17 protein-coding genes are annotated in these 13,574 nt (G+C 27.4%); 9 read left to right on the forward strand and 8 right to left on the reverse strand.

Annotation, left to right across the window (positions count from 1 at the left end):
* Positions 1-41: 41 nt before the first annotated feature.
* Genes IC214_RS02790 through IC214_RS02800 form a run of 3 tightly spaced genes read left to right on the forward strand, consistent with a single transcriptional unit; the run spans position 42 to position 2,382 of the window.
* On the forward strand, positions 42-1,049 hold the full coding sequence (locus tag IC214_RS02790; protein ID WP_227866203.1) for an ABC transporter substrate-binding protein: 1,008 nt from the start codon (positions 42-44) through the stop codon (positions 1,047-1,049).
* Positions 1,018-1,785: an ABC transporter permease subunit gene (locus IC214_RS02795; protein ID WP_227433536.1), complete on the forward strand. Its 768-nt coding sequence runs from the start codon at positions 1,018-1,020 to the stop codon at positions 1,783-1,785. The genes IC214_RS02790 and IC214_RS02795 overlap by 32 nt, the downstream gene beginning before the upstream one ends.
* Positions 1,786-2,382 carry an ATP-binding cassette domain-containing protein gene (locus tag IC214_RS02800; RefSeq protein ID WP_227831341.1) on the forward strand — a complete coding sequence of 199 codons (597 nt, stop codon included), beginning with the start codon at positions 1,786-1,788 and terminating at the stop codon, positions 2,380-2,382.
* 237 nt (positions 2,383-2,619) lie between these two features.
* On the opposite strand, the gene IC214_RS02805 is transcribed toward IC214_RS02800, so the two are convergent.
* From IC214_RS02805 to IC214_RS02840, 8 genes are all read right to left on the reverse strand, one after another.
* Complete coding sequence (locus IC214_RS02805; protein ID WP_227433538.1) at positions 2,620-2,769, reverse strand: type I toxin-antitoxin system toxin; 150 nt, start codon at positions 2,767-2,769, stop codon at positions 2,620-2,622.
* Between the two features lie 356 nt (positions 2,770-3,125).
* Positions 3,126-3,707 (reverse strand): 4Fe-4S binding protein, encoded by a 582-nt coding sequence (locus tag IC214_RS02810; RefSeq protein ID WP_227433539.1) that lies wholly within the window; start codon positions 3,705-3,707, stop codon positions 3,126-3,128.
* Entirely contained in the window at positions 3,700-3,930 is a 231-nt protein-coding gene (locus IC214_RS02815) for a 4Fe-4S dicluster-binding protein (protein WP_227824657.1), read from the reverse strand. Before IC214_RS02815 ends, IC214_RS02810 begins: the two co-directional genes overlap by 8 nt.
* Before the next feature lie 250 nt (positions 3,931-4,180).
* Positions 4,181-4,456 carry a Mor transcription activator family protein gene (locus IC214_RS02820; RefSeq protein WP_227433541.1) on the reverse strand — a complete coding sequence of 92 codons (276 nt, stop codon included), beginning with the start codon at positions 4,454-4,456 and terminating at the stop codon, positions 4,181-4,183.
* Between the two features lie 66 nt (positions 4,457-4,522).
* Positions 4,523-5,824, reverse strand: coding sequence for a replicative DNA helicase (locus tag IC214_RS02825; RefSeq protein WP_227860754.1), 1,302 nt, complete (start codon positions 5,822-5,824; stop codon positions 4,523-4,525).
* 200 nt (positions 5,825-6,024) lie between these two features.
* Complete coding sequence (locus tag IC214_RS02830; protein ID WP_227860753.1) at positions 6,025-7,419, reverse strand: conserved phage C-terminal domain-containing protein; 1,395 nt, start codon at positions 7,417-7,419, stop codon at positions 6,025-6,027.
* Positions 7,420-7,871: 452 nt separating this feature from the next.
* Positions 7,872-8,129, reverse strand: a complete 258-nt coding sequence (locus IC214_RS02835; RefSeq protein ID WP_227433544.1) for a Mor transcription activator family protein — start codon at positions 8,127-8,129, stop codon at positions 7,872-7,874.
* A 314-nt stretch (positions 8,130-8,443) separates the two neighbouring features.
* The gene (locus IC214_RS02840; protein ID WP_227860752.1) at positions 8,444-9,214 is read right to left on the reverse strand and encodes a nucleoside phosphorylase; all 771 of its coding nucleotides are present in this window, start codon (positions 9,212-9,214) and stop codon (positions 8,444-8,446) included.
* 423 nt (positions 9,215-9,637) lie between these two features.
* On the opposite strand from IC214_RS02840, the gene IC214_RS02845 reads away from it, so the two are divergent.
* The 6 genes from IC214_RS02845 to IC214_RS02870 all read left to right on the forward strand — a co-directional run bounded on the left by IC214_RS02845 (position 9,638) and on the right by IC214_RS02870 (position 13,206).
* Positions 9,638-9,859, forward strand: coding sequence for a DUF1659 domain-containing protein (locus IC214_RS02845; protein ID WP_227433546.1), 222 nt, complete (start codon positions 9,638-9,640; stop codon positions 9,857-9,859).
* Positions 9,860-10,168: 309 nt separating this feature from the next.
* Complete coding sequence (locus IC214_RS02850; protein WP_227433547.1) at positions 10,169-10,393, forward strand: DUF2922 domain-containing protein; 225 nt, start codon at positions 10,169-10,171, stop codon at positions 10,391-10,393.
* 16 nt (positions 10,394-10,409) lie between these two features.
* Positions 10,410-10,559: a YvrJ family protein gene (locus tag IC214_RS02855; protein ID WP_227433548.1), complete on the forward strand. Its 150-nt coding sequence runs from the start codon at positions 10,410-10,412 to the stop codon at positions 10,557-10,559.
* A gap of 256 nt (positions 10,560-10,815) precedes the next feature.
* The gene (locus tag IC214_RS02860) at positions 10,816-11,253 is read left to right on the forward strand and encodes a LytTR family DNA-binding domain-containing protein (RefSeq protein ID WP_227433549.1); all 438 of its coding nucleotides are present in this window, start codon (positions 10,816-10,818) and stop codon (positions 11,251-11,253) included.
* Between the two features lie 251 nt (positions 11,254-11,504).
* Complete coding sequence (locus IC214_RS02865) at positions 11,505-12,278, forward strand: CPBP family intramembrane metalloprotease (protein ID WP_227483060.1); 774 nt, start codon at positions 11,505-11,507, stop codon at positions 12,276-12,278.
* A 100-nt stretch (positions 12,279-12,378) separates the two neighbouring features.
* Positions 12,379-13,206, forward strand: coding sequence for a MerR family transcriptional regulator (locus tag IC214_RS02870; protein WP_227433551.1), 828 nt, complete (start codon positions 12,379-12,381; stop codon positions 13,204-13,206).
* Positions 13,207-13,574: the final 368 nt, after the last annotated feature.

The raw sequence follows: 13,574 nt of genomic DNA on the forward strand, positions 1-13,574 counted from the left end.
AACAGATTCTATATAAAATTAAATACTAGGAGGAAGGTTTTATGAAAAAGAAATTATCAATATTATTACTGGCATCATTAATAATAATTTCATTGGTAGGTTGTGCATCAAACCCACCAGAAAAACAAACAAAAGAAGAAACTAAAGTAGTTGCAAAGGTGACAGCACTAAAAGGTCCTACAGGAATGGGAATGGTTAAGATGATTGGCGATGAAAAGGATAAAAAAGAAAAAGATTATGAATTTTCAATAGCAAATTCTGTTGACGAAATTACACCTAAGCTTGTGAATAAAGAACTAGATATTGCTGCTATTCCCGCAAATCTATCATCTGTTTTATATAATAATAGCAATGGTGAAATAGAAACACTAGCCATTAATACTTTAGGAGTTTTATACATAATTGAGAATGGAAATTCTATAAACAATGTAAATGATTTAAAAGGCAAAACTATTTATTCTAGTGGTAAAGGCTCTACTCCTGAATATGCTTTGAATTACATACTGAAAGAAAATGGAATTGACCCAACTAAAGATGTCAACATAGAATACAAATCAGAACATACAGAATGTTTGGCGGCATTATTAAACGATAAAAATGGAATAGCACTACTTCCCCAACCTTTTGTAACAACAGCATTGACTAAGAGTGATAACTTAAGAGTAGCTTTGGATTTGACAAAAGAATGGGATACTTTAAATAAAGATAAAAATACTGAAAGTGCTTTAGTAACAGGAGTTGTTGTTGCACGAAAAGAGTTTGTTGATAAATATCCAGAAAAGGTTAAAAGTTTCTTAGAAGAATATAAGAAATCAGTTGATTTTACAAACAATAATATAGAAGAAGCTTCAAAACTTATTGAGGAAAATGAAATAGTTCCAGCACAGATAGCAAAAAAAGCAATTCCAAAGTGTAATATAACATTTATAGAAGGTAATACAACGAAAGATAAATTAAGTGGATACTTACAAGTACTTTATGATGCTAATCCAAAGTCAATAGGAGGAAAGATGCCAGGTGAAGATTTCTACTATACACAAGAAAATTAGTAAAACTCATATACTAGCAATAATCTTTTGGCTTATCGTTTGGCAAATAAGTAGTATGATAATTGGTCAGGAGATACTTTTAGTATCTCCTTTTTCATCTTTGAAAAGGTTATTCGAATTATCTATGAAGTTTGAGTTTTGGCAATCTATACTCTTTTCTTTTCTGAAAATAACAACAGGATTTATATTAGCCTTTATCATTGGAATAATATCTGCCATAATAGCATCTAATAAAAAAAATTTTAGGATACTTATTGAACCCTTAATACTTACAATACAATCTATACCAGTAGCTTCGTTCATAATATTATCTCTAATATGGATATCTTCAAAGAACCTGTCTATTTTTATATCCTTCTTGATGGTATTGCCAGTGGTATATAGAAATATCCTAGATGGAATAAATAGTATATCTAGAGAGTTAAATGATATGGCAAAAGTATTTAAAGTCAGTAAGATAAAAAAAATAAGGTACATATATTTGTCTGAGGTAGCACCATATCTAAGAGCAGCATGTAGTGTTTCTTTAGGTCTATGTTGGAAATCTGGAATAGCAGCAGAGATAATAGGAATGCCTGCTAATTCTATAGGTGAAAACTTATACAAAGCTAAAGTATACTTAAATACACCAGATTTATTTGCATGGACTATAGTTATCATTATAATAAGTATTTGCTTTCAAAAGGGATTTTTATCATTAATAGACTATTTATTAAAAAGATTGGAGATAAACTAAATGGATATAGTAATTGAGAATCTAAGTAAAAAATATAATGATAAGGTTGTTTTAGATAATTTTAATAATGTATTTAAAGATAATGCTATCTCATTTATAACAGGAACCTCTGGTATTGGTAAGACAACATTGATAAGAATATTAATGGGTTTGGAGAAAGCAGATAGCGGAAAAATTGTAGGTATTAGTAATAAAAAGATTAGTGCAGTATTCCAAGATGATAGTTTGTGTGAAAATCTAAGTGTGTCATTGAATATAAAGTTGGTATGTGAAAATCTAGGTAATTCAGAAATTGAAAGTGCCTTAGAGGTATTAGACTTAAATGATTGTATGAATAAAAGAGTAAGGGAATTAAGTGGTGGTATGAAAAGAAGGGTTGCAATATTAAGAGCTTTATTATATGATTTTGACTTGCTTATAATGGATGAGCCATTTAAAGGGCTGGATACAGAAACTAAGTATAAGGTTATGGATTTTGTAATAAGAAAGATGGAAAACAAGAGTGCTATAATAATTACTCATGATATGGATGATATAAAATACTTTAGAAATCATGAAAAGTTAATAATTGATTTTAAAATGCCTTCAATATATTGATTTCATATTGATTTCAAAACACCTTCAATATATTGATTTTAAAATCAACTAAAGTTTTTATATGAATGTTATTTCAAACTTACTAATTCTGTATACCAAAAAGGCTGTAGGCAAATTTATTTTTACATAAAAAAGTACCTGCGATTAAAACAAGTACTTTACATATTTTTTCTAATTTGTGATATAATAAAAGCAAGAAGAACTACAATCTATTTGCAGTAGAGTGGAGTTCGTAAATTAGTGTTTCTTTTTGAACTTAATCTTTAGTTCAAAACTAAAGTCACTCCTGCCAGAGTGGCTTTTTACTTTTTTAAACAATTTATCAGTTAAGTAAACTATTAAACTGGCAACTAAACTTGCTAGTACACCTTGTAAAAAATTATCCACACATACTCACCTCCCTTCTATACGTTGGGAGGATAACCTTTTGTATGAACTCCACTCTATAAATTGTAGATTACATCTTCTTGCTAAAACTATTATAACATATAATTCCTACATATTTTACCTATTATATAGTTATTTTCCTATCTCCTTCACCCTCTTTTTCTTTCCCTTTCTGCCTCTTTCATTGCTTTATATTCTATCTTATTATTTAATTATTATTGCTATCTAAATTCCTTGTATCTACTCTTTTTAATTTTTCTACTTAATTAATACCCTTACACATAAAAAAGAAGCATAGACAAGTTTATTTTGTACAAACTCTATCTATACTCCTTACTTATTCACATAAACTCTATCTATATAGACTTACTCTTTGCCTTACATATCATCTGAGTCATAGTACCCATAGGACAATAAACACACCATGAACGAGGCTTAAATAATATCATCGTAATCAATCCAAGAACAGTCGATGTAAGCATAACACTATAAAAACCAAACGCAAACTGTACCACCCAAGGTGAAACTAAAGTCCCATGATATGCCCATTGCCAAGGCATCTTTATAGTCCAAAGCAAAGTCACTACCTCTTTAAAATTTCTACTACCCTCAAACACTAGATAAGTTGAAAAAAGCATATTAGCGAACATCACCATAAAAAACGTCAAAAAACCATATCTAAACCACTTGCTTCTAATAAATTTAGGAATATCTTTATTTCTTGACAACTTTAATTTATTTCCAAGCAAATTAAACAGCTGTCCTCTTCCACAATACTTATTGCAGTACGCTTTATTTCCTTTAATAATAGAAATAAGTAATGGAACAAAGAAACAAATTAACCCAATCCAAGCGAAAATAATATTTACAAATCCCAATATCAAATATATAGAAGAAAAAATCCATAAATAGTCATACCAGTGTTTTTTATTATTCATGACACTTACCTTCTTCCTCTTTTAATATTGTTATAATCTCAATCACAGATGCTGGACATACCTTCTTACAAATACCACATCCAACACATAAGTCTTTATCAATTTTTGCACTAATACCATATGGTACTGAGATAGCTCTCCTTGGACAGACTTTTATACAGCTACCACAGGCTACACACTCATTTTCTAAAATATTTGCATACTTCTTTTTTTTATTAGACATAATAACCTCCCTGTATTATTAATCTATAAGAATTATAACAATATATTTGCTTTTTATCTGTGACTTAATCACATAAGATATCGAGATTAGAAATTATACTCTAATTGTAGAAGGATTTTAAGTAAATAAGCGACATTGAGTTGTTCAAATAATCATAACTTTATACACAGTCTTACTCTATTATTCACAGTTTAAACTTATTTATAGTCGTAACTTTATACACATCACACTTACCTTATCCACAATATATCTATTTTTTTCTAACAATGTACCTGACATTAATAACACTCATATCAAACATTCTAGCTAATTCCATATAATTTTTTCCATTAAACAATTTAATCATAAGCTCATTTCTAGCCTCTTTTAAAGCACCCTCCACTGTCTTAATATAAAAATATGTTCCCCCACTTTGTTGACACAATTTCAGATACTCCAATAAATTATACTTATGTAACTCCTTTGGAATACTCACTTCTATATTGTGTTCTTCAAGCAATTCTATGATTTCCTCTAATTCTAACATCTTTTCACCTCATATTTTATATTATTTTTCGACTTTCAATAAGCTTGTTATGGCTATCTCATTACTCTAATAATTTAGTTCTTGAAAATGCAACCTATCCCCATAGTAACAAAAATGCTTATGCCTAGTCTGTCCATCCCTACACTTCGCAACTATTAAATCAACAATCTTAATTCCCCTGTACTCTGCTTCTCTAACTAATTCCTCACTTTCTCTTATATCTTTTACTGCTTCTTCATAATCACTCCCTTTTAATTGATGTATATAAACCACATTGTTGCTATCGTGGTAGATGGCTTTACTATCCCTCATAGGTCTATCTCCATAAGGTCTAAAATCTTTCATTTCATCATTTAATTGACTTAACTGAATTATTGGTATATCAAAATCCAAAGTCATACTTTTTAATTCTCTAGAAAAAGTGGCTACTTCTCTTTCTCTTTTTTCCATACTTTTTTGAGATGTAAGAAGTTGCACATAATCAACAATTAATAAGTCTGGCTTTATTTGCCTTATCCTCTTTCTAATTGCACTGATTGTGTCTATCTTGTCATTTATATAAATTAAGTTATTCTCACGTAAATCTCCTATTGCATTTACAATTAGTTTCCAATCACTTTCACTTATCTCTTTAGATTTCATATTTCTTGTACTTACTCCTGTTATCTTGCATATATTTCTCATAAACACTTGCTCACTTGTCATTTCTCTACTTATAAATAGAGTCTTTTTCCCTTGCTTGGCCGAATTTAACATTATTTGAAGAGCTAAAGCAGTTTTTCCAACCCCTGATTTAGCTGCTATTGTCGTTAGCTCTCCTTTAAAAATACCTCCTATAGTCGAATCAAGCAAACTTATCCCAAACTTAAATCCAACATCCTTTTTACTTTCTAAAAAATCAAGGACTTTTTCTGCTATGCTATGTACATCATCATTTTCATAAGTATCTTTATCCAAGATTTTTCTTATATTATTTTCAAATTTATAGATGCAAGTATCAATATTTTCTCCAAAGTTTATGCCTTCCAAGAGTCTTTGACAATTTTGATTTATGCTTCTTCTTGCTAAGTTTTCTTTTAAAATTTTTATATAACCATCAATACCAAAAGTTTGACCCCATGTAATTACACTAGTTAAACTACTCATTTTAATTGCTAAAGATTTCTCATCTATCTTTGATTTTACAGTTGCTACATCAATTATTATATTTTCTTTTCTAAGTTCTTTCATGATTTTAAATATTTCAATGCATGTAGAATTCATAAACATATTTTCATTTAAGTCATCTAGTTTGTAGTTTAATTTATTGTCTAAAATAATTGTGCCTAAAATAGCCTGCTCTATTTCAACAGCTTTTGATTTAACCATATAAATTAATCTCGCTTTCCTCTTAAGTTTTATATTTTAATATTATTAAGTCTTTTATTTTTATATTAGATTGCAACGATATTGTCAGTTAGAAATATACTTTTAATTATAAAAGATATAAATATATTACTAGTTAGAAATGCATTATCAGCTATAAAATATATAAATTCATTCCACCTATAAACGCATTATCAGACTAATTAAAATTCACAGATTGGATTCCAATACCTTGCATTTTCATGTTTTTTTCTTTCACGATTGCTGTCGTCATACGTGGTATAGTCAGAATACATATAATTATTACTGCTATTATTGTTGCTCTTTTTACACTGATAAACATTACTTTGATTTTTTACAGATATGTTTTCATTAACATAGGATTCAAATTTATGGCTAAATAAGGTCTCTGGTCTTATATACATTTCCATTATGGTATCTTTCCACTTAGCTACTTTTACCTCAATAACTTTGTAGAAATCTTCTAAGACATAACCTTCCTTTAGTCTTTCGTTGATAAGTTTTATGCTCGTTGGAGAATTGATTTTAAAATTTTTTCCTGTTTTTTTATTTAGCATATTTATAATGCTTTGCTGTATATTTTTTTTATTAAATTTATTTAAGGATTCTTTTTTATTTGTTACAAACTTATCTTCTTTTTGTGTATCATGAATATTATCAAAACCACTCTTTTTACCATCTCTATTCATGCTACTAAATACTTTACTATTACTTAATTTTATAGCATTTTTACTTTGATTATCTTCTATGTCATTTTTAGTTATTTTATCTATGTCATTACATGTTTCATTAAATCTAACATTTGAAGACCTCGATTTTAAATTAGAGTTTTCGATTTTAAGTTCTTCTCCAATAAGTGTTTTTTTGGTATAATCTTTAATTTTATTAGTTACATTAGTAAAATTAATAACAGATTTTTCAGAGTTGATATTTTCATTGTTGATATTTTCATTATTAGAACTAGTATTTTTACTAGAATTTTTTATTCCACTAGAAGCTAAGTCATTGCTTTTTTTATTAGCAGAATTATTCTTACTACTTAATATATTACAGTCAGCACAGTTACTACATTCTGTATTATCATAAGCACTATTGTACTTTGACATTCCACCACCATAAATACAATCTTCATCAATACAACCTTTATTTTCAATATTTCCATAATTATACTCTAAATTACTGAATTCATAGTTCTCAACACTGTTATAGTTAAAATCTATAGTTTCATCACTATCAAGTAAATTTTCACTAGTACTATCAAATAAATCTTCACTAATTTCTGAACTGATATAGCTATATATAGAATGCATCTTCCCCCTTGTTCCCTTAGACACAAGCCTTATTACTCCTAAATCTGAAAACTCTCTTACAAGCCTACTTATAGTAGAAATAGAAAGTTGTAAATCTGTAGCAGTTCTTCTTACTGTCATATAAAATTGACCTCTTGGTAAAGTACCTTGCAATCTCTGTATATTTTCTTTTCTCATTATATAATGATTAAATCTTATTTTATTAATATCATTTGTTATATCAAAGCCTAATACTACTGAATTCAATTTATAAAATCCATTATTCATATCTACTAACCCCTTTTCTACTAATAAGTAATCATTTCTCAATAATTATTACTTTATATAGATAACATAAAGTTTAAATTTAAATATATATTTATTTTAATATATTTTAAATATACTTATTAATCCCTTAAAATCCCTATTTATATTCTTAAATATGCAAATATATTATGTCATATTTATTTATATTTTTTTATTTATATAGCTTATTTATTGTTTTTTCCCCTTTATACAAGCAATTGTATCATTTTGTTTATTTTTTATCCAACAAATATTTTCGACTATTTTTTTTGAATTCTCAATATATCTCCATTATTTAACAGAATATTTTATAGAATATACAATCTATTTAAATTAATAGGCAATAAATTTAGTAATTTTGTCTAAAAAAAACTTTATAAAATGTCTTTTACCTACTTCACACTTAATCTTTACAAAATATTTTGTATAACAACTTATATACTGTTTTCATTTATTATTCGCTTAATATTGCTTACACACATGTTATGTTTAATGGCGAGCTCCCCATAATTAACCCCATTAAATTGTCTCACTATCTCCCTATTTCTTGCATATCTAAAAATCCCCTTACATGTAGGTATATAAGTGTTTGTACCTCCATACAATTTAGCAATCTCTACAAACTTATCAATACCCACTATTTCCACCATTGCATGAAACTGAACTGGTATATCTTCTAATTTTACTTTCATAAACTACACTCTCCTTTAAAATATTTTTAATAACTTTAGTAGCTTTAATAAAGATTTTAATGGTTTAAGAGTAAAATGTTAATATTGGACTTTTAACTTTTTTATTTACAGATTAAATTTAATAATTTTTTTAACATAAACCTTAGACTAAAACGAACACTTTTAAAGCATTTTTAATATAATAATATTTTTCCAGAAGGAGCATATAGCTATATATCACTTTTAAATTCAACAATAAAAAAAGCAGTAAACCTTAATCGATTTACTGCTTTGGTAATTTAAAATTAAAAAATACAAGTTAAAGCACTTTAAATTTACAACTTGATAGCACACTCCATTGCAAGCTCAAAAGTATGTACTTTTTGTGAAATAGGATGTATAGTTAATCCTCGTTGTTCCCATACATCTGAGTTTAGATTATCACAAGCATAAACAAACTGTGAAAATATAACATTTCTAAATTGTGCTGCGACAGCTACAGCAGCACATTCCATATCAACTGCAATACACCCCTGTGTCTTCCGTGTAAGTATTTTATTAGGTGTTTCACGATATGGAGCATCAGTAGTCCATATTTTACCTTTTATGTATGATAATCCTTTTCTTTTAAATACAGATTCAATAACTTTAACTCCATGTGGGTTAAGTATAATTTCATCAGAGGCTGGTTGATAATGATAACTTGTGCCCTCATCATGGATAGCTGATGTTGGAATGATTAGATACGCATCATCAATAGAATTGTCTAACACACCACATTCTCCACAGATAAATATCTTCTTTGCTCCTAACTCAACTAATTCTTCAAAGTTGGTTACACATGCTGTTGCACCTACCATAACCTGACAAATTCCAATTCTTACATTCTTGAAAAATACTTCATAAATTGGTATATCTCCAGCAACATTAATTAAACGACCTATTTTTTTACCATTATACTTTTCAACAATTGTTTGTATCATAGATTTTGAAAATTCACATACGATAGTCTCAGGAAAATGACAATCAGGTTTTTCTATTACATATTCTGGCATCAAAATCCCTCCCAAATCAGAGTCAAACTGTTCCAACAGAATTTCACTCACAATATAACCTCCTCTCAAAATTTAGTATAGCATATTGTTGTTCAATATCGTGTTCCTGTTCAATATATGGAGTATATTATATCACGATGAACTAGCTAAAATAATTAAAGGTATATACTTACAATCTAGCTACTGGACACAGATACTGGATACATCTAGATAGTTCATTCTAAACAAACACATTAAACATTTTATCCCCTCTAGAAAATATTCTAAGCAAAATCAATAAAAAACTATTGCACATAGAGCATACAAACATTCAATCAATCATTAAAATATATATACTTATAAAGTTTTCTATAAGATTTTAACAAAAAATCTTAAGAAATTACGGTTTAACTCCTATATTATCTTATATGATACTATAGATTTAACAAAGAAAGTCGACAAATCTTTGAAATTAAATTTTTAGGAGGTAGTTTTATGGCAGTTGTTTCAACAAAAAATTTATCTAGTATAAAACTGAAATTGGATGCTGGTTTTGATGATAAGGGTAAGGCAGTTATTAAAAGTAAATCTTTCGCAAATGTAAAGGCAGAGGCATCAAACGATGATGTTTATGCAGTTGCAGAAGCAATCGCAAATCTTCAAGAAAATCCTATTGTAGATATTTTAAAACTAGATAGCACATCACTATCTAAATAGTAACTTTCAAATATAGTCTATACTAATGATTATAGTCTACATTAAAATTCATCAACTATTTATATATCATGTTCAATATATAATACACTTGATATTATATAAATTTAACAAATTATACACTTAATATATTGATACTTTAAGCAGTTTAATATCTTAAGTAATTTAAATATGTTCGTAAATTAAACATGTTAGTTATTTTAAATACTGCTTTGCTTTAAGTATAACAATACCAGAGTATTTTCTACCCTAACAATAATTAAAATACTTAAAGCAATTAAAAAAATAAATTATTATCGTGGAGGTAACTGTATGGAGATTAAGAAAAAATTAGTCATGAGTTTCAAGAATACAAAGGATAAACAAGTTTCTTTTTCTATAGAAAATCCAAAGGAGGACTTAACTGAAGAAAATATAAAATCTGCTATGGATTTGATAGTATCTAAAAATGTTTTTTCAGTTGGAGGATTTGACCTTGCTTCTGCTGTTGAAGCTAAGATTGTAGAAACTAATACTACTCCTTATGACCTAGTTTAGGATGGGAGGTAATTTTATGGATGATAGTTTACAATTGTTAATAACTAATGTTGGTTTTCCTATAGCTCTATCCATGTATTTATTGGTTAGAATTGAGGGCAAATTGAACACACTATCTAACAGCATTGATGTACTATCTAAAAATATTTTGACATTTGAGAAGTAATTTGACAACATATGTAAGTCATAAGATAGGTCTATTTGTATAATAATTAGAGATATTCTATGAAAAGTACTACGATATTTGGATAACATTTCCAAATAGTCGTAGTATTTTTTCGAATTTTACCACTTTAAATTTGAATTTTACTATTTTAAATTTGAATTTAACTGTACTTAATTTGAAATTTAGCACTCATCTAGTTGGACTCAATAAAATATAATGCTATTCTAATGACAGTAATAAAATGAGGTGATAATTAATGAAAATACATGTCGAACAATCCACTAATTTTGATGATATTGAAATAATTATAAAATGCTCTGCCATTGACAATAATATTGAAAAAATAATTTCACTACTAAATACACCATTACTAGATATAAATGGTAAAAAAGCAGGAGAAATTTATAAGCTTAATATTTGCGATATTTTATACTTTGAGACAGTTGGCAATAAGACATTTGCTTACTATAAAGATGATGTATTTGAAGTTGACCTAAAAATATATGAATTATCAAACCGATTACACAATACATCTTTTTTACGAATATCTAAATCTATGATTTTAAATATGGATTACCTAGAAAGTATAAAAGTAATATCACATAATCGCATGCAAGCTACTTTATCAAATAATGAAAAAGTTATTATAAATCGCCGTTACATAAAAAATATTAGAGATAAGCTAAATATTTAATAAAAATTATAAAAATCGAAAATATTTTATTAATATCACTAATTATCTACTTATTAATCAACTTTATAGTCAAAATAAAATAAATATAAATTAAACCACTATTAACAAAATGAAAGGATAGTGAACATAAGATGCAATTATATAATCCCCATTTTAATTCAGATAAAAATTTAATTTTTTTCTTTACAAGCACTCTATTATGGACTTGGTTATTTAGCTTTACACCTGTATTATTAGGAGTTACAAATACCATGCTTGGAAAACTTCTTTTTTACTTCGCATATACAGCCCCTTCTGTCATAGGGCTACTTTTTATTTTCACAATATATCCAAATAGCGCAAGAAAAGATTTTCTTTACAGGAGCTTTAGCTTCAAAGAAATAGGAGTAAAATGGCCATTATTAACAGTACTCTTTTTTGCTTTAATTGTAATTTGTTCTTTACTAATAGGAAAATATTTTCATCTAGAAATTAATGATGTGGATTGGACGCACATAGCTATTTATACACCTTATAAAATACCAATTATGCTATTTATAAGCTTTATATTAAGTATACTTAGCCAAGGATTTGGATGGATAGGGTATTCTCTTGATAAATTATTAGTCAGATTTGGATTTACAGGTGCTTCAATTATTTTAGGTACTATTTGTGGAGTTTGGTATTTGGGATGGTATCTTACACCTGGTCAAATCCCATATAATCTACTGCAATACTCTTTATTTGATGCACTTTTATTTATACCATCTACTATACTTCTAAACTTTGTTATTACATTTGTATATATTAATACACATAGAAGTATTTTAGCAGGTGGATTTGTGCATATGATGTGTGACTTCTTTACCATTCAACTATATTCTTACTACCCTATTGAAGCCTACGTAATGGCTCAATATGTAAAAATAATATTTTGCCTCATATTAATTATTTACATAATTTCTTCTACTAAATTTAAACAGAAAATTAATTCTGAAATTGAGAAGATAAAATCAGACGAATTTGAATTTGAGTTAGACTGCTGATTATAGATTAAACTGATAATTAAATGCATTTTCCTAAACACTTGAAGTATACAAAAACAAAATATATACTGATTATAAGTGAGAAGGGGGTCATATTTTCATGTTTAAAATTGGAGAATTTTCAAAACTAACACAAGTCTCTATTCGAATGTTACGTTATTATGATGAACTTGGTATTCTAAAACCAGCAAAGATAGATAAATACACAGGTTATCGCCTATACTCTGCTGACCAAATTTCAACTTTACAAAGAATTATTTTACTAAGAGATTCAAAATTTACTGTTTCAGAGATATCAAATATTATTCATAATTGGAACGACGAACTTGTGATTAAAGAATTGAATCGAAAAAAAATTGAAATACAAGATGAAGTTAAAAAAGAACAACAAAGAATAAATAATATTAATAAATTGATTAAGGCTATAGATGACAATAAAGATGAGATTCATTACAATGTTATCTTTAAGGAAATTCCCAGTTATAAGATTATCTCGCTTAGAGAAATAATTCCAGACTATCACCATGAAGGTATACTGTGGGAAAAATTATATGAATTTATTAAAGAAGAACATATAGAAATATCCCACCAAGCAAGCAACAATATAGCACTTTATCATGATGAAGAACTGAAAGATTGTGGTGTAGATATAGAGGTTGGAACGGTTGTAAAGAAATTAGGAAAAAACAAATCTGGATTTATATATCGTGAGACAGAGGCAGTTGATATGATGGCATGTAGTATGGTATATGGCCCATATGAAAATATAGCTGGTGGGTATGAGTCATTTGCTTACTGGCTGGATAAAAATAGTGATTATAAAATGTCTGGTATCAATAGGCAAATTGGTCATAAAGGGGTTCATAATGAGGAAAATCCTGAAAACTATCTTACAGAAATTCAGATACCAGTAATAAAAGTTAAATAGATTTGTAATAAAAATACACAAATAAAAATAGCTAACAGATTGATTCTGTTAGCTATTTTTATCCAATAATTCTTATCTATATCATGTAAAACTTCTTATCACTATTATGTTATTTAAGAAGTTCTCTCTAAACTCACAAGCTACCTTACTAAATGTAAAGAAGCTATACATACCAATACCGATTAGATATATCGCTTTTTTCTCTTAGTCACTCTGTTTTTTATTTATAACAACTATTTATGTAGCTTTTAGACACTTATCAGAATACATTAATTATTGATTTACATTTGTCTAAAGAATCTATCATAATTAAGACCTCCTTAAGTTAATAAAATGTTTTCTTTCAATATTTTTTAATAAATATTTAT

The sequence above is a fragment of the Clostridioides sp. ES-S-0190-01 genome, from assembly GCF_020658275.1.
GTDB lineage: Bacteria > Bacillota > Clostridia > Peptostreptococcales > Peptostreptococcaceae > Clostridioides.